The organism is Enterobacter sp. 148H3, assembly GCF_034107425.1.
Taxonomy (GTDB): domain Bacteria; phylum Pseudomonadota; class Gammaproteobacteria; order Enterobacterales; family Enterobacteriaceae; genus Enterobacter; species Enterobacter vonholyi.
Genome location: NZ_JAWNEI010000013.1, coordinates 24,640 through 44,184, shown reverse-complemented (window position 1 = coordinate 44,184; position 19,545 = coordinate 24,640). Strand labels below are relative to the sequence as shown.

Sequence of the window (19,545 nt, the reverse complement as noted above, 5' to 3'; positions counted from 1 at the left end):
GTTGGGTTTATAATGGCGGCTCAGTTAGTTTAAGAGTTGTAGACATGAAGCGCAGTAGAACAGAAGTAGGGCGCTGGCGCATGTTGCGACAGGTGAGTCGTCGCAAGGCTCGTTGGCTGGAAGCACAATCCCGCCGCAATATGCGTATTCACGCCATCAGAAAATGTGGATTGACGCGGCACCGCAATGCGTTGCTGTTCGCAGTCCAGGATATCTGAGAAACATGAGGGCACCGTAACTGGTGCCCGCTGATTTTATAGCGTCTGATTTTTTGGGGATAGCGTATTTGCAGCGTTGTTCCTGTTGTGTTTAGCAAAAGGAGGGAGAAGTGTTTGCGGAGTTTGGCGTACTGAATTTCTGGACGTATGTTGTTGGCGCATTTTTTATCGTTCTGGTGCCAGGACCGAATACCTTGTTCGTGCTAAAAACCGGGATCGGTCACGGTGTTAAAAAAGGGTATCTCGCCGCTACGGGCGTATTTATTGGCGATGCGGTGCTGATGTTTCTCGCATGGGCGGGCGTCGCGGCATTAATCCAGACCACGCCGGTACTGTTTAATATCGTGCGCTATCTCGGGGCTTTCTATCTGCTCTGGCTGGGGGGCAAAATGCTCTGGTCGGTGGTAAACCGTCAAAAAAACGCGCATGAGAGCGGCCCCGAACCTGCCAGCATGATCATGAAACGTTCCCTGGTGTTAAGCCTGACCAACCCCAAAGCGATTCTGTTCTACGTATCGTTCTTCGTTCAGTTCATTGACGTGAATGCGAAGAGTACCGGCACTTCCTTCCTGATCCTCGCGACGACGCTGGAGTTAATAAGCTTTATGTACATGAGCTTCCTGATCTTCTCCGGTGCGTTTGTCACGCGTTATCTGAAAACAAAAAAGAAACTGGCGAAGCTGGGGAACGGGCTGATAGGGCTGCTATTTGTCGGATTTGCGGCGAGGTTAGCGTCGCTGCATTGATGTATGAAAGGCTCCTGCGGGAGCCTTTTTTATTCTGTTTGACAATCTCTCACCATTTAGTTGTATAGTACAACTAAATGGTGAGGACATAACATGCACAGCGAAACCCCGGTAGTCAGTGTTATTCGACGTTCCTCGCGCCTTATGGTGCGAGAGTTAGGTTTTATGGGGTCTACCCTGGCCTCAACGAATTACTCGCCTTCGGCCGTCCATACTCTGGTCGAAATTGCTCTGCGTAAGGAGATGACGGCGAGTCAGCTGGTGCAACTGCTGGGCCTGGAAAAGTCCAGCGTCAGCCGGATGCTGGCTCGCCTGATTGCCGCGGGCGAACTTGAGGAGGTCATTTCTACTGAGGATGCGAGAGCAAAGAGCCTCAGGCTGACCGCGAAAGGTCACGAGACGGTCAGCAAAATTAATGCCTTCAGCAACGAGCGCGTGGTCACAGCAATAAAGCGTCTTGCTCCTGCCCAGCAGCAGACCATTTCTGAGGGTCTCTCCCTTTATGCCAACGCGCTGCTGGCATGCCGTGAGGGGGGTAACGATATGCAGCCCGACGAGTTGAAGATAGTGCAGGGGTACATCCCCGGCATGATTGGCCGTATAGCGGAGATGCATGGCAGCTATTATTCGCGGGAGCATAACTTTGGTCGCTTCTTCGAGGCCAAAGTGGCTTCAGGACTGGCCGAGTTCAGTGAAAGACTGGAGAAGCCCTGTAACCAGATTTGGCTGGCAGTACTCAACGACAAAATTGTCGGCTCGGTGGCGATCGATGGCGAGGATCTGGCGCCGGATGAAGCCCATCTTCGCTGGTTTATTCTTGATGATGGCTGTCGGGGACACGGCGTGGGGAAAAAACTGCTGAATGAAGCGATGCGGTTCTGCGACAGGGCCGGTTTTTCTGCTGTGCACCTCTGGACATTCAATAAGCTGACCGCCGCCCGGCGTCTGTACGAGTCGTTTGGGTTTACGCTGGTAAAGGAGTGGGAAGGCGAGCAGTGGGGGAGCCTGATTACAGAACAGCAGTTTACCCGGTACAGTGACGCGTAATCGCCACCATAAAAAAGGCTCCTTTCGGAGCCGCTTCGGTATCAGAACACTTTTTTATACGGTCTCACCGTCACTTTTGCATACACACCCGCTGCAACGTACGGGTCTGCGTCAGCCCAGGCCTGAGCGGCTTCCTGGGATTCAAATTCAGCAATAACCGTGGAGCCGGCAAAACCGGCAGCACCCGGATCGTTGCTGTCGACTGCGGGCATGGGGCCAGCGGTCAGTAATCGGCCTTCATCCTGGAGCAGCTGCAAACGTGCCAGATGCGCAGGGCGCACAGACTGGCGTTTTTCGAGCGAATCAGCAACATCTTCAGAGTAAATTACGTAAAACACGGCGAAGCTCCTTAACCGGTAAAAGTGTCAGTTACGTTATGTGAAAGGGCAAACGACTGCAATGTAAAATAAAAACAATGTTAATACCCTGATCTGACTGCGCCTTTTTTGGCCTCTCAGGCGCTAAAGTTGCCCCAGAACAAAGTGTCTTATTGAATATGATTGCTATTTGCATTTAAAATCATGATTCGGTTTTTTAACGTTGATGAATATGACTTCGATGACCCTTGATTTACCTCGCCGCTTTCCCTGGCCGACGCTGCTTTCTGTCGTGATTCACGGTGCCGTTGTGGCGGGTTTGCTGTATACCTCGGTTCATCAGGTTATTGAAATGCCCGCGCCCGCGCAGCCGATTTCGGTAACGATGGTATCGCCAGCGGATCTCGAACCGCCGCAGGTTGCCCCTCCGCCGCCACAGCCGGTGGCTGAACCTGAGCCAGAACCCGAGCCTGTTCCGGAGCCACCGAAGGAAGCGCCGGTGGTGATCCACAAACCTGAACCGAAGCCAAAACCTAAGCCGAAGCCAAAGCCGGTGAAGAAGGTCGAGGAGCGTCCGAAACGTGAGGAACGTCCGGTTGAACCGCGTGCGACCCAGCCGGTTGAAAATGCAGCGCCTTCACGTCCGGTGATGAACAATACGGCAACGACACCAAAGCCAACGGTTAGTGCGCCAGCGGGCCCGCGTGCCGTAAGCCGCAACCAGCCTCAGTATCCGGCGCGAGCTCAGGCTTTGCGTATTGAAGGCCGCGTAAGGGTGAAATTTGACGTGACTGCGGATGGCCGAGTGGATAACGTGGAAATCTTGTCCGCTCAGCCTTCTAATATGTTTGAGCGCGAAGTGAAATCTGCAATGCGCAGATGGCGTTATGAGCCAGGCAAGCCGGGCAGCGGATTGATTGTGAATATCGTTTTCCGTCTGAACGGCGGGGCGCAGATGGAATAAAAAAAGCCTCCGAAAGGAGGCTTTTTTTTACTTGTCGATCAGGCCTGAGGAAGTTGACGAGGTTTACCCTCGCTGTCCACTGCGACATAAATAAACAGCGCCTCAGTGGCCTTATAACGCTGCCCAATCGGCTCAGAAGAGACTTTCTTAACCCACACTTCGATGTTAATTGAAATAGAGGTATTGCCGCGTTTGACGCAGCGCGCGTAGCAGCAAACCACATCACCTACCGCAACCGGGCGCAGGAAGGTCATGCCGTCCACTCGCACAGTCACCACGCGCCCGTGGGCGATCTCTTTTGCCAGAATTGCGCCGCCCATATCCATCTGCGACATCAGCCAGCCGCCAAAAATATCGCCATTGGCATTGGTGTCAGCGGGCATTGCCAGTGTGCGTAAAACCAGTTCGCCCTGCGGGGCGTTAGTTGTTGTCATTGTTTTAACTCGTAACGGAAGACTTCAGGCGGGATGCTACTATGATTTTACAGCGGAGAGAATAGACCAGAACGCCTGTCTCTGACGTTCTGGTCAGTCGTTAATCAGTGCTTGTCGTCCTGCGGCATGTGGCGATAAATGTATACGCCGCTTAACAGCGTGAAGATAAGGGTCAGTGCGGTCAGGCCGAAGACCTTAAAGTTGACCCAAATATTCTGCGGCAGCCAGAAAGCAATATAGATGTTAGCGAGACCGCAGAGAATAAAGAAGACCGCCCACGCGATATTCAGACGGGACCAGACTTCCTGAGGCAGCGTCAGCTCTTTGCCCAGCATGCGTTGGATCAGCGGTTTTTTCATCACCCACTGGCTGATTAATAATGCGCCCGCAAACAGGGCGTAAATCACGGTCACTTTCCACTTGATAAATTCATCGTTATGGAAGAACAGAGTCAGTCCGCCGAATACGGCGACCAGCACGAAGGTGACCAGCGCCATTTTTTCGACTTTACGATAGCGAACCCAGCTGTAGATCAGAACAACTGCCGTTGCAACGATCAGCGCAGTGGTCGCGGCATAAATATCGTACAGCTTATAAAAAGCAAAAAAGACCACGAGCGGTAAAAAATCAAGAAACTGCTTCATTCTGTGATTCCATCTTCTGAGCGGGGCGGGAGACTGCGATGCCTCCCGCCTCTGGATTACTGACGAATTAACATATACAGGCGGAACAGATAGACCAGCAGTACCGCTGAAATCAGATTGCTTAACGTATTCGCCACCACGGCGCCAACGTTAGGCGTTAATACCGCAAAATTCGGCGCAAACAAAAGCAGAAGCGTTTTAGCAAGCAGCCAGCCGATACCGGCGGGCGCCACCAGACGCATATTAGCCCATGCCAGTCGGATGCTGCTGCGCATCGCGGTAAAAATACCCATCTTATCCTGCACGACCATCACCGGGGCAAACGAGAGCACGATAGCCAGCAGTACGCCCGGCACCACGACCAGCATTATCCCCATCTGCACCAGCAGGGTGGTCAAAAAGATCAGGATAAACAGCTTAGGTAAGACCGGCGCACTGGCACCAATCGCCCGTAAGGCGCTGACCCGGTGACCCGCCGATACAAGCTGAATCATCAGCAAAACGCCGCCCGCCAGAACTGCATTACCAATCAGGCCCGAGAACGTGGACGCGGCAGAGGCGCGCAGCAGGATTTGCTGCTGTTCCGGCGTCATGTTTTGCACCAGCTCAAACAACCCCACGCTACCCGCAAGATGGTCGCCCTGGCTCAGGCTGGCAATCTGTTCTTCACTCGGTGAAAACGCATGACCCAGCACCACCGTGATAAAGGCGCAAAGCAACGCGATCAGTAAAAAGGTTATGAACTGATTGCGGAAAAAATTTCCCGTGTCACGGTAGACAGACTTCGCCGTGATAGACATGCACTCTCCTTGAGTATTGCAGGTGTTAATTAGCCGGCAATTGTACACCGGATGCACCTGCTGTGGCAGCATCAAGGCTTGTATGGAAAAGCATATCTTTGTAAAGCGGCGGTAATCCCACGCGTGCGCGGGCGCGATTGCAGGCTTCGTTGACCTGGCCATCTTCCCCCGACATGGCAAATTCCCGGCACGGACTGGGCCGATCCTCATAGATGGAACATCGGGTAGAGACCCCGGGCTCACCCTGTAGCGCCACACAGCGAGCCTGCTTTTGGTTCGTGCCGCTCATGCAGCGCAAAAAGGGGGTTAACGGCTCGGTAAGATGAACCGGAACGGTACCGCCGCCATCGCTGGCTTCGGCCCAGTAGAAAGAGACTCGAAAATACGCACAACAGGCTCCGCACGTCATGCACGGGTTAATATCACTCATGGCACACCTGCAAAAGAAGAACGCATCAAATCAATTTGTGAGAGCGATAAATTATCCAGCCGCCAGAGGAAGAGCAAGAGGAGGAAAAGGGAAAATTTTGTAACCGTGAAATGCCAAAAATTGACATGGAAACAACTTATCGCTTTTGAACACGCCACAAAAAATTAACCCAGATCAATGAATGTTAAGTTACTGGTTTTAATGTGATCTGTGGCAGATCACTTATTACCCTTTTGTGAGTATATTCTCATCCGCGATTAAAACCACAACGATGGAGCGGATATGAAAAAATTAGCGGTGGCAGCCCTTGTATTAAGCAGTCTCTCTGGCGGCGCGTACGCGCATGAAGCAGGCGAATTCTTTATTCGTGCCGGTTCGGCTACGGCTCGCCCAACTGAAGGTTCGGATAACGTGCTGGGAATGGGCGGTTTTAACGTCAGTAATAACACCCAGTTAGGTTTAACTTTCACCTATATGGCGACGGATAACGTGGGCGTTGAGCTTCTGGCTGCAACGCCGTTCCGTCATCGCGTGGGTCTGGGCGCAACCGGTGATATTGCTACGGTTCACCATTTACCACCAACGCTGATGGCGCAATGGTACTTTGGCGACTCAAGCAGCAAGGTGCGTCCTTATATTGGCGCCGGTGTGAACTACACCACCTTCTTTGATGAGAAATTCAACGATACCGGTAAAGAGGCGGGTCTGACGGACCTCAGCCTGAAAGATTCGTGGGGCATGGCGGGGCAGGTCGGTCTGGATTACCTGATTAACCGCGACTGGTTAATTAACGCCTCCGTCTGGTATATGGATATTGATACGGACGTACGCTTCAAGGCGGGCGGTCAGCAGCAAAGTATCAACACGCGACTGGATCCGTGGGTGTTTATGTTCTCCGCGGGTTATCGTTTCTAATCCCCCTTCAAACTGGCCACCCTGTGGCCAGTTTGCTTTGCTCACTTCAAAACGACGGATAAACCGGCCGCTCATCAAGCTTTACGCAGTGCCTCAGCATCGTCTCCCCATCATATAAATAGCTGAAAGCGTCGCTGGACAGGGAATGGAAGAGAATATCGCCGTTGGCAAACGGGATAATTTCTGTATCACCCGCACGTTTATGTCCCGCGCCGGTTTCAAAATGACCGCGCCATCGTTCCTGGGTATGGTCATAAACGTGCAGAATAACCTCGACAAGTCCTCTTTGCGGACAATCAAGGCGCAGGAAGGTGGAAGAGAAATTCAGGGACAGCGCATGGAAGGGAATCAATAAGGCGAAAACCAGTAAAGCTCGTAAATACATCAAATCGTGAAAACCTCCTTCAAAAGGGAAATGAGATTTTACTTAAGTCAAAAATCGCGTTTTTGCCGTGGATCAAGATGTCTTATAATTCAATACGATAAAGGCCCCTGGCGAGGCCCTTAGCGATCATTTTTGAATCAGATAGCGAATGGTCGGGCCATCCTGCTGGATATCCAGCACCGTATAACCGTGGTTTTTCGCATCCAGCGGTATGTTGTTGATGGACTGCGGGCAGTCGCTCACCACCTCCAGAATTTCCCCTTTCTTTAGCTGCGGTAGCGCTTCAAGCGTAGCCACCGCCGGATATGGACAGGGCTCGCCAACCATATCCAGACGATAATCAGGCACAATCTCTTTCATGCTGCATTCTCCTGCGTTTCTGTTTTAACGCTCGCACGGCGGAAAAAACGTTTCTCCTGCGCGACAACCAGTAAAAAAGCGACCAGCAGCAGGGCGTAGGTGACCAGCAGGCCGCCGAGAGGCCCAAAGGTGCTCAGCAGGTTGACCTTGTCCCAACTTGTGGCAAGCGCCGGGGACAAATCGTCCCAGAAGTACGCCAGGATCGTCGAGCCAATCACATTCCCAAGACCCACCCACCAGTAGTGCACCTGACCTTCAACGGCGCGATACATCCAGCCGGTTTCACACCCGCCGGCCAGCACGATCCCGAAGCCGAACAGCAGGCCGCCAATGACCGCGTTAGGACCGGCCCACATGATTTTTGGTTCGACGCCCAGTTGAACATAGCTGAAGATGCCGATGGCGCTGACCGCCATCCCGGCGATAATCGCCTTCGCCATCATCGTGCGGCCGGTGATCCACATATCGCGAAACGCGGAGGTGAAGCAGATCTGCGCGCGTTCAATGAGCAGACCAAAACCCACGCCGAACAGCATCGCCAGACCGAGTTTGGGCTGGTTCAGAGCTGTACACAGCGCCCATGCCACCATAGCGAAAAAGACCAGCATTCCGAGACGGAAACGGCGGCGTGCCTGAGAGGGCTTCTGGGTTAACGGAGACGCTGCGCTGACTTTTGTCATTTTCACCGGAATGCGGAACAGCGGCAGCAGGGTAAATTTTGCCCCAAAGTAAGAGCCGATGGCCGTGGCGACGGCAAAAAACCATGCGTGCAGCGAAAACTGAGGAATACCGGTAAAGAAGGCTGCAAGGTTACAGCCCATTGCCAGACGGGCCCCAAACCCGGCAATGATACCGCCGACAACTGCCTGAAGAATGCGGATCCGGCTTTTGGGCATCCGCAACTTAACGTTGTTTGCCCATAGCGCCGCCGCGAAGCAGCCGCCAAACATGCCGATGATCATCATCCCGTCGATGCGGGTAAGCGGGGTGCCGTCCAGATGAATGAGTTTAAAGTAACCCCACTCTTCGGCATGCACGCCTGCGAGCTGCAGCAGCTGACCACCCCAGCGGGTGAACTCGCCGGTCACTGCCCAGAACGTACCGGTAATGCCAAAATAATAAGTTGAGAGAATGCCAGCCGCGATAACGGCCGGAACGGGTGACCAGAACTTAACCAGGTAAGCCTGTTTGAAGGATTGCCATGACATGAATAAGCCTCTGAACTCAGAAGGATTAAAGATAAAAAAGAGTCCAGATCATACGCTTACATAACAGTTTGAAAAGCCATTCACACCGAAAATATCGAAAGGATCAATTTTGACGTAATACTTTGTTGAAGGCGGGGAAGAAAGGGTAACCGTCTGGCAGGGGTGCCAGACGGTGGAGGTGTCAGGCTTTACGCGTCGCCGCCTTCATGGCAGTCACAAACGCTTTCAGCTCGGCCAGCATCTGCTCGGGTTTATCCACGTTCTTCTCGATGATATTCACAATTGCAGAGCCAGAGATGGCACCCGCAGCCTTCGCGTCAATCGCCGCGGTGACCTGATCCGGAGAAGAGATCCCGAACCCCTGCAGCGGCGGCGCGGCATGGTACTCGGCCAGCTTTTCCACAAGATGATGCAGCGGCAGGGCGGCTTTATTCTCGGCACCGGTCACGCCTGCGCGGGAGAGAAGATAGGTATACCCGCGCCCGTAAGAGGCAATCTGGCGCAGCAATTCGTCATCAGCGTTTGGCGGGCAGATGAAAATCGGGGCGACATTGTGACGCATCGCAGCCTGGCGGAACGGCGCGGACTCTTCGACCGGCACGTCTGCCACCAGAACGGAGTCAACGCCTACGCGTGCGCACTCGGCGTAAAACTCATCGATACCGCGGTTGAACACCAGGTTGGCGTACATCAGCAGGCCAATGGGAATGGTCGGATGCTTCTGGCGAATTGCCGCCAGCATCTCAAAGCACTGGGTTGGCGTGACGCCCGAGGCAAACGCGCGCAGCGTCGCATTCTGAATGGTTGGGCCATCCGCCAGCGGGTCAGAGAAGGGGATCCCCAGCTCCAGCGCGTCGGCACCGGCCTCAATCAGGGTGTCGATAATCTTTAGCGACTGTTCCGGGCCCGGGTCTCCCAGGGTGACGAAGGGAACGAACGCGCCTTCCTGGCGGGATTTCAGTTCTGCAAATACGTTATCGTAGCGTTCCATCAGATTTCCCCTCGTGCTTTCAGAATATCGTGAACGGTGAAGATATCTTTGTCACCGCGGCCGGAAAGGTTCACCACCAGCAGCTGCTCTTTTTCCGGATTGTCTTTCATCATTTTCAGCGCGTGCGCCAGGGCGTGGGAAGACTCCAGCGCCGGGATGATCCCTTCGCTGCGACACAGCGTTTTAAACGCTTCCAGCGCTTCGTCATCGGTAATGGAGACATAGTCCGCGCGACCCGTACTGTTCAGATAGGCGTGCTGCGGCCCGACGGAAGGGAAGTCGAGGCCGGCAGAGATAGAGTAAGACTCTTCAATCTGGCCCTCATCGGTCTGCATCATCGGGGATTTCATGCCGAAGTAGATCCCCACGCGGCCATGCTTCAGCGGCGCGCCGTGTTCACCTGATTCAATGCCGTGACCGGCAGGCTCGACGCCAATCAGACCCACGCTGGTGTCGTCGATAAAGTCTGCGAACATGCCGATGGCGTTTGACCCGCCGCCGACGCAGGCGATCACCGCATCCGGCAGGCGACCCTCTTTTTCAAGGATCTGCGCTTTGGTCTCTTCCCCGATCATGCGCTGAAATTCGCGCACGATGGTCGGGAACGGGTGCGGGCCCGCCGCGGTTCCGAGCATATAGTGCGCGGTTTCATAGCTGCCGGACCAGTCGCGCAGCGCTTCGTTACAGGCATCCTTCAGCGTCGCGGAGCCGCTGTGCACCGGGATCACTTCCGCACCCATCAGGCGCATACGGAAGACGTTCGGAGACTGACGCTCAACGTCTTTCGCCCCCATATAGATGCGGCATTTCAGGCCGAGCAGGGCGCTGGCGAGCGCCGAGGCCACGCCGTGCTGGCCCGCGCCGGTTTCGGCGATGATTTCAGTTTTGCCCATGCGCTTGGCGAGCAGCGCCTGGCCCAGCACCTGGTTAGTTTTATGCGCGCCGCCGTGCAGCAGGTCTTCACGCTTAAGATACAGCGTGGTTTTCGTGCCTTCCGTCAGATTGCGGCATTTGGTCAGCGCGGTCGGACGACCGGCGTAATTTTTCAGCAGGTCTGTAAATTCAGCCTGAAACGCCGGATCCTTTTGCGCGCTGACAAACGCTTCTTCCAGCTGGCGCAGCGCGGGCATCAGGATTTGCGGGACGTACATCCCGCCGAACTCACCAAAATACGGGTTAAGTAATGTCGTCATCTTCTCTTCCTTAATATGCACGCAGAGTTTTAAAAACCGAGGCCAGCTTGCTGGCATCTTTGATACCCGGTTGGGACTCTACGCCTGAATTGAAATCGAGGCCTGCGCAGCCGGTTTTCGCGGCTTCTACACAGTTGTCCGGGCTTAATCCGCCCGCCAGCAGGACGTTGTCCAGCTTTTCGCCATTCAGCAGAGACCAGTCAAAACGCTGGCCGCTTCCGCCCTGGCCGTTATCGAGAACGTATTTATCCACGTGGTTCAGGTTACGCGGGGGCAACGTATCGCCAACGCTTTGCGCTTTCCAGATCTGTACCTGCGGCGCCAGCGTGTCGCGCAGGGCATCGACATAGGCCTGATCTTCATCGCCGTGCAGCTGCACCGCGCTCAGGGATAACGCGTCGGCTTTTTCAACCACCTCGGCGATATCCGCATTGCGGAACACGCCAACATAGCTGAGCGGTGCCGCGGCGATGATCTTACGCGCCTGCTCTTCGCTAACCGCGCGAGGAGAGGAATCCACAAAAATCAGCCCGCCATAAATCGCTCCGGCTTCATACGCGGCCTGGGCGTCCTGTTCGCGGGTTAAGCCGCAGACTTTGTTTTCACCCAGCAGCACGCGACGCACTGCTGCATTGAGATCGTCATGTTCCATCATGGCGGAGCCAATCAGGAAACCGTTGGCGAAGTGGCTCAGCTCGCGCACCTGGGCGTAGCTGTTAATGCCGGATTCGCTGATCACCGTGACGCCAGCGCCCAGACGCGGCGCCAGCTGGCGCGTGCGGTTCAGGTCAATAGACAGGTCACGCAGATCGCGGTTGTTAATGCCGACCACTTTGGCTTCCAGCGCAATCGCGCGTTCCAGCTCCTCTTCGTTGCTCACTTCGGTCAGCACGCCCATTTTCAGGCTGTGCGCGACGGCAGAGAGCTGGCGGTACTGCTCGTCGTCAAGCACCGAGAGCATCAGCAGGCAGGCGTCGGCCTGGTAAAAGCGCGCCAGCCAAATCTGATAAGGGTCGATAATAAAGTCTTTGCACAGGATCGGCTGCGGCGCGATGCCGCTGACGATCGGCAGAAAATCGAAGCTGCCCTGAAAATATTTCTCATCCGTCAGCACGGAGATGGCTGAGGCATGATGCTTATAAATACCGGCAATGCGCGCCGGGTCGAAATCGTCACGGATAACGCCTTTGGACGGGGACGCTTTTTTGCACTCAAGAATAAACGCGGTGCGCGCACCCTGCAGGGCGTCATAGAAACGACGGCTGCTCGGGACGACGTCGTTCTGAAAACTGGCAAGCGGCTGCTGTTGCTTGCGGGCTTCCACCCAGATGGCCTTATCGGCAACGATTTTCGCTAAAACGGTCTGCATTCTTTACCCTCTTGCCGCAAGTGCGGTAACGCGATCGTAAGCTGCACCGGAGCGCAGTACATCCAGAACTTTTTGAACGTTGGCCTTCAGGTCTTCCTCACCGTGCAAACGCATCAGCATGGCGACGTTGGCGGCAACGGCGGCCTCATGGGCGACCTCTCCCTTACCTTGTAATAAGCGCGTCAGAATGTCACGGTTTTCTTCCGGGGTACCGCCTGCCAGCGCTTCCTGGTGATACGGAGTTAAACCAAAGTCATCGGCTTCGAGCTGGTAGCTCAGGATTTCACCGTCTCGCAGTTCGGCCACCAGCGTCGGCGCATGCAGTGACACTTCGTCCATTCCGCCGCTGTGCACCACGGCGGCACGCTGGTAACCCAGCACGCGCAGCGTCTCGGCAATCGGCAGGACCAGCTCCGGGCTGTAGACACCGATCAGCGCCAGCGGCGGGTGCGCCGGGTTGATCAGCGGGCCGAGCACGTTAAACAGCGTGCGGGTTTTAAGCTGCTGACGAACTGGCATCGCGTGGCGGAAACCGGTGTGATACTTCGGCGCAAACAGGAAGCAGACGCCCAGGTCATCCAGCGCTTCACGGGAACGTTCGGCGTTCATATCGAGATTAATGCCGAATGCGGCGAGCAGATCGGACGAGCCTGACCGGCTGGACACGCTGCGGTTACCGTGCTTCGCGACCTTTAAACCACACGCCGCCGCTACGAAGGCGCTGGCGGTTGAAATATTGATACTGTTGCTGCCGTCTCCCCCGGTACCGACGATATCGGCAAACTGATAGTCCGGGCGCGGGAACGGGGCGGCATTTTCCAGCAGGGCCGTAGCGGCACCGGCGATCTCCTGCGGGCTTTCGCCGCGGACCTTCATGCTCACCAGCGCGGCCGCCAGCTGCTCAGGCTTCAGCTCACCGCGAACCACGGCGGAGAAGAGCTGGTGGCTCTCCTGCTGGCTCAGGGTCTGCGCCTGGTACAGTTTTTCCAGGATCGGCTGCAGGGTGTTGGTCTGCTCCAGCTTCTGTAACGCCCAGTCGAGCGTCTGCTCCAGCAGGCGGGCACCGTGAGAGGTCAGGATGGATTCCGGATGGAACTGCATCCCGCAGACGCGATCCGCGTCGTGACGCACCGCCATCACCATCCCTTCAAACGAGGCGTTGATGGTCAGCCCGGCGGGAATGTTACTGCCGACCAGCGAGTGGTAGCGCGCGACCGGGAGCGGATTCGGCAGCCCGGCAAACATTGCCTGGCCGTCATGTTCAATGCTGGACGCTTTACCGTGCAGGATCTCTCCCGCCTGGCCAACGTAGCCGCCGTAGGCTTCCACAATCGCCTGATGGCCGAGGCAGATACCGATAATCGGCAGCTTGCCGCGCATACGGGTCAGCAGCTCCGGCATACAGCCCGCTTCGCTCGGTGCGCCAGGCCCAGGAGAGAGCATCAGCACCGGGTTTTGCATGGTTGCCAGACGGTCAATCAAGGTCTGGGCCGGCACGTGGTTGCGATAGATAACGACGTTATGGCCATTCGCACGCAGCTGATCTGCCAGGTTGTAGGTAAAGGAATCGATATTATCGAGCAGCAGAATGTCAGCCATCAGAAAATCTCCTGTGCATGGTGTGCGGTAGCAATGGCGCGAAGGACCGCTCGGGCTTTACTGCGCGTTTCGTCAGCTTCAGACTGCGGAACGGAATCAAGAACAATCCCGGCTCCCGCCTGGACGGTGGCAATGCCGTCTTCTACATAGGCGGAGCGGATCACGATGCAGGTATCGAGGTCGCCGTGGGCGGTGAAGTAACCCACCGCGCCGCCGTAGCTGCCGCGACGACGCCCTTCGGCGGCGGCAATCAGCTGCATGGCGCGCACTTTCGGCGCGCCGCTCAGGGTGCCCATATTCATGCAGGCGCGGTAGGCGTGCAGCACGTCGAGGTCGTGGCGCAGCTCACCGACCACGCGGGAAACCAGGTGCATTACGAACGAATAACGGTCAACTTTGGTCAGATCCGCCACGTAGCGGCTGCCCGGGGTGCAAATGCGTGCCAGGTCGTTACGCGCCAGGTCCACCAGCATCAGGTGCTCGGAGAGCTCTTTATGGTCGGTACGCATTTCCAGTTCGATGCGGCTGTCGAGATCGCGATCCAGCGAGCCGTCTGCGCGACGTCCGCGCGGACGGGTACCGGCGATCGGGTAAATTTCAATCTGGCGGCTGGTGGCGTCGTACTTCAGCGAGCTTTCCGGCGAGGCGCCGAACAGCGTGAAGTCGTTGTCCTGCATGAAAAACATGTACGGGCTTGGATTGCTTTTCTTCAGCACGTCGTAGGCCGCCAGCGGAGACGGGCAGGGCAGCGAGAAGCGACGGGACGGTACAACCTGGAAAATTTCCCCGGCGCGAATCGCTTTTTGCATCTGGCGAACCACGGCGCCGTAATGATCGTCGGTCTGGTTCACATCGCAGGTCATTTTTTCCACTCGCTGCACCGGAAGTGCAGGAGGCGCTTCCGTCATCTGCTGCTGAAGCTGCGCGATGCGATGCTCAAGACGGTTTTTCTCAGCGGTCGAAGGCGTGAACAGGCTGGCCTGAATGCGGGTGTATTGTTTCTGATGGTCGATCACCAGCAGGGTTTCGGCCAGATAGAAACAATAGTCCGGGCAGCGATTGCCCTGCTCGGTTTCCGGTAAATCTTCAAAGCCAGCGACCAGATCGTAGGCAAACAGCCCGCCAAAGAACATCGCTTCACGCTCATCGTGCGGAACGGTGACCAGGTTCTGCAGCAGGCGGAAGGCATCAAAGACGGACAGGGAGCAGAGGCGCGCGTCTTCATCCAGCAGTTGGCTAACCGGCGGGAAATGCAGAATGCGCATTTCTGGATGACGTTCGTTTTCAATGCCTGAAGGCAGGGCGGCATCCAGCAGCGGCAGCAGCGAGGCGCCATTGTCTGATAAAGCCTTAATTGTGACGGTGTCACCTAGAGCGGTAATGCGCAACGCGCTGTCGACCAGCAGCAGGCTCTTGAGATCGTCCTTGCTGTCGATGTCCGCAGATTCCAGCAGCAGCGTCGCCGGACGTGCACCGCATACCTGATGAAACAGCGCGGTCGGGTTGTGGCGGTAGGCCGCCTCGCAGGTCAGCAGTTCGAGATGAGGTTTGGCTGTTTGCATTATATTGTTCTCATTTTCTGTTCAAAAAAAAGCCCGCTTGGAAGCGGGCTGGGTATCTGTTTGCATTTCGCAGACGCGTGACACTGCCCGAAGATCAGGAAGTACGCCACCAACCGTGCAGAGTGAAATGTGCTGTCATTTTCAGATACCTTTCTCGTGTGAACTTGCGTACTAGTTAACTAGTTCGATGGCGTGTTGTCAACCCTTGATTTCAGAATTTCGATATAAGTCGGTATCATGATGGTTTCGGATGTCTCCAACCTGTTATGGGAAGTGCTTTGAGCGATACCACCTACGCTATTATTTATGATTTACACAGCCATACTCAGGCCTCTGATGGCCTGCTGACACCCGAAGCCCTGGTTCATCGTGCCGTTGAAATGCGCGTTGGTACGCTGGCGATAACCGATCACGATACGACGGATGCAATACCGGCGGCGCGCGCCGAGATCGCCCGCAGCGGGCTGGCGCTCAATCTGGTGTCCGGCGTCGAAATTTCGACCGTCTGGGAAAACCATGAGATTCATATCGTTGGCCTGAACATCGATATAGACCATCCGGCACTTACTGCCTTTTTGCAAGAACAAAAAACGCGCCGCAACCAGCGCGCAGAGATGATCGGCGAGCGTCTGGAAAAGGCGCATATTCCGGGCGCGCTGGAAGGTGCCCAAAAGCTGGCGAACGGCGGGGCGGTCACGCGCGGTCATTTCGCCCGTTTCCTTGTAGAGGCAGGTAAAGCCACGACGATGGCGGACGTCTTTAAAAAATATCTGGCGCGCGGGAAAACCGGATACGTTCCTCCACAGTGGTGTACAATAAAACAAGCTATTGATGTGATTCATCATTCTGGCGGTAAGGCCGTGCTGGCCCATCCGGGCCGGTATAATCTTTCTGCTAAATGGCTGAAAAGGCTGCTGGCACACTTTGCCGAATGCGGTGGCGAGGCGATGGAAGTCGCCCAGTGTCAGCAGGCGCCCAACGAGCGCGTGCAGCTCGCGACCTATGCCCGCCAGTTCGGCCTGCTTGGGTCACAGGGCTCTGATTTTCATCAGCCCTGCGCGTGGATCGAACTGGGGCGCAAGCTCTGGCTGCCCGCTGGCGTTGAGCCGGTCTGGCAGCTCTGGGAACAGCCGCAGCTAATTGAAGAGAGGGAAGTATGAGTCAGTTTTTCTATATCCATCCGGATAACCCGCAGCCACGTCTGATTAACCAGGCCGTGGAGATCGTCCGCAAAGGCGGCGTGATTGTCTACCCGACCGATTCAGGCTACGCGCTGGGCTGCAAAATTGAAGACAAAGGGGCGATGGAACGTATTTGCCGTATTCGCCAGCTGCCGGACGGGCATAACTTTACCCTGATGTGCCGCGATCTCTCTGAGCTGTCCACCTATGCTTATGTGGATAACGTGGCGTTTCGCCTGATTAAGAACAATACGCCGGGTAACTACACCTTCATCCTGAAAGGGACGAAAGAGGTGCCGCGCCGCCTGCTGCAGGAAAAGCGCAAGACTATCGGTATGCGCGTGCCGTCGAACCCGATAGCGCAGGCGCTGCTGGAAACCCTCGGCGAACCGATGCTGTCTACCTCGCTGATGCTGCCCGGCAGCGAGTTTACCGAGTCCGATCCGGAAGAGATCAAAGATCGTCTGGAAAAGGTGGTCGAGCTAATTATTCACGGCGGCTATCTCGGCCAGCAGCCCACTACCGTGGTCGACTTAACCGAAGATGCGCCGGAAGTGATTCGAGAAGGCGTGGGTGACGTAAAGCCTTTCTTGTAATGGTATAAGCAGATATACTACGCGGCCATCAAAGCAGGGCTCAGCCCTCTTTTGACCTGATTCGACGCCTGTGAAGGCGACACCTGAGGAAGCTCAATGAGCGAGAAGTTACAGAAAGTGCTGGCGCGTGCCGGCCACGGTTCACGCCGTGAAATCGAAGCCATTATTGAAGCGGGCCGCGTGAGTGTGGACGGTAAAATCGCCACGCTGGGTGACCGCGTAGAAATCGTACCGGGGCTGAAGATCCGTATCGACGGTCATCTTATCTCCGTGAAAGAGTCTGCCGAACAAATCTGCCGCGTGCTGGCTTACTACAAGCCGGAAGGCGAGCTGTGCACCCGCAACGACCCGGAAGGTCGCCCGACGGTGTTTGACCGTCTGCCTAAACTGCGCGGCGCTCGCTGGATTGCCGTTGGTCGTCTGGACGTAAACACCTGCGGCCTGCTGCTGTTTACCACCGATGGTGAACTGGCGAACCGTCTGATGCACCCAAGCCGTGAAGTGGAACGTGAATACGCGGTGCGCGTGTTTGGCCAGGTTGACGAGAATAAACTGCGCGACCTGTCGCGTGGCGTTCAGCTGGAAGACGGTCCTGCGGCGTTCAAAACCATCAAGTTCACCGGTGGAGAAGGTATCAATCAGTGGTACAACGTGACCCTGACCGAAGGCCGCAACCGCGAGGTGCGTCGTCTCTGGGAAGCGGTGGGCGTACAGGTTAGCCGCCTGATCCGCGTCCGCTACGGCGACATCCTGCTGCCGAAAGGGCTGCCGCGCGGTGGTTATACCGAACTGGATCTGACCCAAACCAACTACCTTCGCGAGCTGGTTGGCCTGACGCCGGAAACCACCTCTAAAGTGGCGGTGGAAAAAGATCGTCGTCGTATGAAGGCGAATCAAATCCGTCGCGCCGTGAAGCGCCACAGCCAGGTGAGCAGCAGCCGCCGCTCCGGCAGCCGTAATAACAACGGTTAATGTAAAAGCCCGGTGAATTCACCGGGCTTTTTTCTTTAGTAATCAATCCCTATTTGCGCTTTGACTCCCGCATCAAACGCATGTTTAACCGGACGCAGCTCGCTGACGGTATCTGCCAGCTCCAGAATATCCCGATGGCACCCGCGGCCCGTGATGATAACCGTCTGATGGGCGGGACGGTCTTTCAGGGCATTAAGCACGTCTTCCAGCGGCAAATAGTCGTAGGCGACCATATACGTGATCTCATCCAGCAGAACCATATTGAGTGAAGGATCGGCCAGCATTCTTTTAGCGTGCTCCCAGACGGCCAAACAGGCTGCGGTATCGGTTTCGCGGTTCTGGGTGTCCCACGTAAATCCGGTCGCCATCACCTGGAACTCAACGCCGTGGGGCTCAAGCAGATTACGCTCGCCATTAGGCCACTCACCTTTAATAAACTGGATAACGCCGACCTTCTGCCCGTGGCCGACCGCGCGGGTAGCGGTGCCAAACGCGGCGGTGGTTTTGCCTTTGCCGTTGCCGGTAAAGACGATGACGATCCCGCGCTCGTCCTGTGCTGCCGCGACGCGCGCATCGACCTGTTCTTTCAGACGCTGCTGGCGCTGCTGATGGCGTTCTTCACTCATTGCGAAATTCCTGGTTTACGGCCCGGCTGGGCGTCGAAGGTCATCCCGGTTTTGCGACGGCTGTCGTCGCCCATCAGCCAGAGATAGAGCGGCATAATGTCTGCCGGGGTTTTCAGCTTCTGCGGATCTTCGCTCGGGAACGCGCTGGCGCGCATTTTAGTGCGCGTACCGCCCGGGTTAATGCAGTTTACGCGCAGATGGCGGCTTTGATACTCCTCCGCCAGTACCTGCATCATGCCTTCGGTCGCGAATTTTGATACGGCATAGGCTCCCCAGTTTGCGCGTCCTTCACGACCAACGCTGGAAGAGGTAAAGACCAGAGACCCTGACTCGGATTTGAGTAATAAAGGAAGCAATGCCTGTGTGAGGAAAAACGTGCCGTTAACGTTGACCTGCATCACCTGCTGCCAGATATCAGGGTCCTGTTCATCCATTGGACGCACTTCGCCTAACAAACCGGCGTTATGCAGCACGCCGTCGAGTCTCGGATAGTGAGCGCTAATGCGCTGGGCTAATTCCTGGCACACTGCGGGCGTGCAGGTCAGTAAATCGAGGGTATACCACGGGGCTGGCGTACCAGATACCGACTCAATCTCCAGAGCGACGTTTTTCAGTTTTTCTTCGTTTCGTCCGATCAGAATGACGTTCGCGCCATATTCGGCGTATGTCAGGGCCGCCTCGCGGCCAATCCCGTCGCTCGCACCGGTAACAAGAATGATCCGGTTTTGCAGCAGATTTTTTTGCGGTTGATAATGCACGGTGACTCCTCAGGCGACCGGTAACGCAATGGCGCCTTTATGATGACTTTTCGGCTTTATGCCCGAATTCGCCTGATAATTCAATCAGTCTACAGGACGCATTACAGTAAAATTAACAATTTGCAAATATTTAAACTCCAGTTCGGGGATTCCTGAAGGCGGCTCGCAGAGGTAATGTCACGAGCGAGACGCATGGGCAGGGCTGTTGTACACTGCCGTGAAAGATTCGT

Annotated in this window: 25 protein-coding genes and 1 other annotated feature; of the genes, 9 read left to right on the top strand and 16 right to left on the bottom strand. The window is 55.8% G+C overall.

Annotation, left to right across the window (positions count from 1 at the left end; all coding sequences use genetic code 11):
- Positions 1-44 precede the first annotated feature (44 nt).
- The 3 genes from USH94_RS17915 (at position 45) to USH94_RS17905 (ending at position 2,011) form a co-directional block, all read left to right on the top strand.
- Positions 45-218, top strand: a complete 174-nt coding sequence (locus USH94_RS17915; RefSeq protein WP_086379783.1) for a YciY family protein — start codon at positions 45-47, stop codon at positions 216-218.
- A gap of 110 nt (positions 219-328) precedes the next feature.
- Positions 329-964 (top strand): leucine efflux protein LeuE, encoded by a 636-nt coding sequence (leuE, locus tag USH94_RS17910; protein ID WP_045404924.1) that lies wholly within the window; start codon positions 329-331, stop codon positions 962-964.
- 93 nt (positions 965-1,057) lie between these two features.
- The gene (locus USH94_RS17905) at positions 1,058-2,011 is read left to right on the top strand and encodes a helix-turn-helix domain-containing GNAT family N-acetyltransferase (RefSeq protein WP_111965935.1); all 954 of its coding nucleotides are present in this window, start codon (positions 1,058-1,060) and stop codon (positions 2,009-2,011) included.
- A gap of 41 nt (positions 2,012-2,052) precedes the next feature.
- Here USH94_RS17905 and USH94_RS17900 read toward each other — a convergent pair whose 3' ends face one another.
- Positions 2,053-2,349, bottom strand: coding sequence for a YciI family protein (locus USH94_RS17900; protein WP_023327637.1), 297 nt, complete (start codon positions 2,347-2,349; stop codon positions 2,053-2,055).
- A gap of 220 nt (positions 2,350-2,569) precedes the next feature.
- Here USH94_RS17900 and tonB point away from each other — a divergent pair, with 220 nt between their 5' ends.
- The gene (gene tonB, locus USH94_RS17895) at positions 2,570-3,292 is read left to right on the top strand and encodes a TonB system transport protein TonB (RefSeq protein ID WP_111965936.1); all 723 of its coding nucleotides are present in this window, start codon (positions 2,570-2,572) and stop codon (positions 3,290-3,292) included.
- A gap of 38 nt (positions 3,293-3,330) precedes the next feature.
- Here the strand turns inward: tonB and yciA are convergent, their stop codons facing one another.
- The 4 genes from yciA to USH94_RS17875 all read right to left on the bottom strand — a co-directional run bounded on the left by yciA (position 3,331) and on the right by USH94_RS17875 (position 5,600).
- Positions 3,331-3,726, bottom strand: a complete 396-nt coding sequence (gene yciA / locus USH94_RS17890) for an acyl-CoA thioester hydrolase YciA (RefSeq protein WP_008502796.1) — start codon at positions 3,724-3,726, stop codon at positions 3,331-3,333.
- Positions 3,727-3,830: 104 nt separating this feature from the next.
- Entirely contained in the window at positions 3,831-4,370 is a 540-nt protein-coding gene (locus tag USH94_RS17885) for a septation protein A (protein WP_025756566.1), read from the bottom strand.
- A 56-nt stretch (positions 4,371-4,426) separates the two neighbouring features.
- Complete coding sequence (locus USH94_RS17880; RefSeq protein ID WP_111965937.1) at positions 4,427-5,170, bottom strand: YciC family protein; 744 nt, start codon at positions 5,168-5,170, stop codon at positions 4,427-4,429.
- 25 nt (positions 5,171-5,195) lie between these two features.
- Positions 5,196-5,600, bottom strand: coding sequence for a YkgJ family cysteine cluster protein (locus USH94_RS17875; RefSeq protein ID WP_021240310.1), 405 nt, complete (start codon positions 5,598-5,600; stop codon positions 5,196-5,198).
- Between USH94_RS17875 and USH94_RS17870 the strand changes: the two genes are divergently transcribed.
- Both USH94_RS17870 and ompW read left to right on the top strand, forming a co-directional pair.
- The gene (locus USH94_RS17870; RefSeq protein ID WP_181574059.1) at positions 5,493-5,768 is read left to right on the top strand and encodes a hypothetical protein; all 276 of its coding nucleotides are present in this window, start codon (positions 5,493-5,495) and stop codon (positions 5,766-5,768) included. The genes USH94_RS17875 and USH94_RS17870 overlap by 108 nt on opposite strands.
- Positions 5,769-5,882: 114 nt before the next feature.
- Positions 5,883-6,515, top strand: coding sequence for an outer membrane protein OmpW (ompW, locus tag USH94_RS17865; protein WP_111965938.1), 633 nt, complete (start codon positions 5,883-5,885; stop codon positions 6,513-6,515).
- A gap of 46 nt (positions 6,516-6,561) precedes the next feature.
- Here ompW and USH94_RS17860 read toward each other — a convergent pair whose 3' ends face one another.
- The 9 genes from USH94_RS17860 to trpL all read right to left on the bottom strand — a co-directional run bounded on the left by USH94_RS17860 (position 6,562) and on the right by trpL (position 15,321).
- Positions 6,562-6,900, bottom strand: coding sequence for a hypothetical protein (locus tag USH94_RS17860; protein ID WP_111965939.1), 339 nt, complete (start codon positions 6,898-6,900; stop codon positions 6,562-6,564).
- Positions 6,901-7,026: 126 nt separating this feature from the next.
- Positions 7,027-7,260, bottom strand: coding sequence for a sulfurtransferase-like selenium metabolism protein YedF (gene yedF, locus USH94_RS17855; protein WP_003856774.1), 234 nt, complete (start codon positions 7,258-7,260; stop codon positions 7,027-7,029).
- Positions 7,257-8,468, bottom strand: a complete 1,212-nt coding sequence (yedE, locus tag USH94_RS17850) for a selenium metabolism membrane protein YedE/FdhT (protein ID WP_111965940.1) — start codon at positions 8,466-8,468, stop codon at positions 7,257-7,259. Before yedE ends, yedF begins: the two co-directional genes overlap by 4 nt.
- A gap of 181 nt (positions 8,469-8,649) precedes the next feature.
- Positions 8,650-9,459 (bottom strand): tryptophan synthase subunit alpha, encoded by an 810-nt coding sequence (trpA, locus tag USH94_RS17845; RefSeq protein WP_111965941.1) that lies wholly within the window; start codon positions 9,457-9,459, stop codon positions 8,650-8,652.
- Positions 9,459-10,652 (bottom strand): tryptophan synthase subunit beta, encoded by a 1,194-nt coding sequence (gene trpB / locus USH94_RS17840; RefSeq protein WP_024907111.1) that lies wholly within the window; start codon positions 10,650-10,652, stop codon positions 9,459-9,461. Before trpB ends, trpA begins: the two co-directional genes overlap by 1 nt.
- Positions 10,653-10,662: 10 nt before the next feature.
- The gene (trpCF, locus tag USH94_RS17835; protein ID WP_111965942.1) at positions 10,663-12,021 is read right to left on the bottom strand and encodes a bifunctional indole-3-glycerol-phosphate synthase TrpC/phosphoribosylanthranilate isomerase TrpF; all 1,359 of its coding nucleotides are present in this window, start codon (positions 12,019-12,021) and stop codon (positions 10,663-10,665) included.
- A 3-nt stretch (positions 12,022-12,024) separates the two neighbouring features.
- Positions 12,025-13,620, bottom strand: a complete 1,596-nt coding sequence (gene trpD / locus USH94_RS17830) for a bifunctional anthranilate synthase glutamate amidotransferase component TrpG/anthranilate phosphoribosyltransferase TrpD (RefSeq protein WP_111965943.1) — start codon at positions 13,618-13,620, stop codon at positions 12,025-12,027.
- Positions 13,620-15,182, bottom strand: a complete 1,563-nt coding sequence (locus USH94_RS17825; RefSeq protein WP_111965944.1) for an anthranilate synthase component 1 — start codon at positions 15,180-15,182, stop codon at positions 13,620-13,622. Before USH94_RS17825 ends, trpD begins: the two co-directional genes overlap by 1 nt.
- 23 nt (positions 15,183-15,205) lie before the next feature.
- Positions 15,206-15,300, bottom strand: a sequence feature (Trp leader region).
- Entirely contained in the window at positions 15,277-15,321 is a 45-nt protein-coding gene (trpL, locus tag USH94_RS22560; protein ID WP_106993556.1) for a trp operon leader peptide, read from the bottom strand. It overlaps the preceding feature by 24 nt.
- Positions 15,322-15,460: 139 nt before the next feature.
- Here trpL and rnm point away from each other — a divergent pair, with 139 nt between their 5' ends.
- The 3 genes from rnm to rluB all read left to right on the top strand — a co-directional run bounded on the left by rnm (position 15,461) and on the right by rluB (position 17,931).
- On the top strand, positions 15,461-16,342 hold the full coding sequence (gene rnm / locus USH94_RS17820) for an RNase RNM (RefSeq protein ID WP_111965945.1): 882 nt from the start codon (positions 15,461-15,463) through the stop codon (positions 16,340-16,342).
- Positions 16,339-16,959: an L-threonylcarbamoyladenylate synthase gene (locus tag USH94_RS17815; protein ID WP_003856793.1), complete on the top strand. Its 621-nt coding sequence runs from the start codon at positions 16,339-16,341 to the stop codon at positions 16,957-16,959. The genes rnm and USH94_RS17815 overlap by 4 nt, the downstream gene beginning before the upstream one ends.
- 96 nt (positions 16,960-17,055) lie before the next feature.
- A complete protein-coding gene (gene rluB / locus USH94_RS17810; RefSeq protein ID WP_023312076.1) occupies positions 17,056-17,931 on the top strand; it encodes a 23S rRNA pseudouridine(2605) synthase RluB in 876 nt (291 codons plus the stop codon).
- A 35-nt stretch (positions 17,932-17,966) separates the two neighbouring features.
- Here rluB and cobO read toward each other — a convergent pair whose 3' ends face one another.
- Both cobO and USH94_RS17800 read right to left on the bottom strand, forming a co-directional pair.
- Positions 17,967-18,557, bottom strand: coding sequence for a cob(I)yrinic acid a,c-diamide adenosyltransferase (cobO, locus tag USH94_RS17805; RefSeq protein WP_111965946.1), 591 nt, complete (start codon positions 18,555-18,557; stop codon positions 17,967-17,969).
- Positions 18,554-19,315 (bottom strand): YciK family oxidoreductase, encoded by a 762-nt coding sequence (locus USH94_RS17800; RefSeq protein WP_111965947.1) that lies wholly within the window; start codon positions 19,313-19,315, stop codon positions 18,554-18,556. Before USH94_RS17800 ends, cobO begins: the two co-directional genes overlap by 4 nt.
- Between the last annotated feature and the right edge of the window lie 230 nt (positions 19,316-19,545).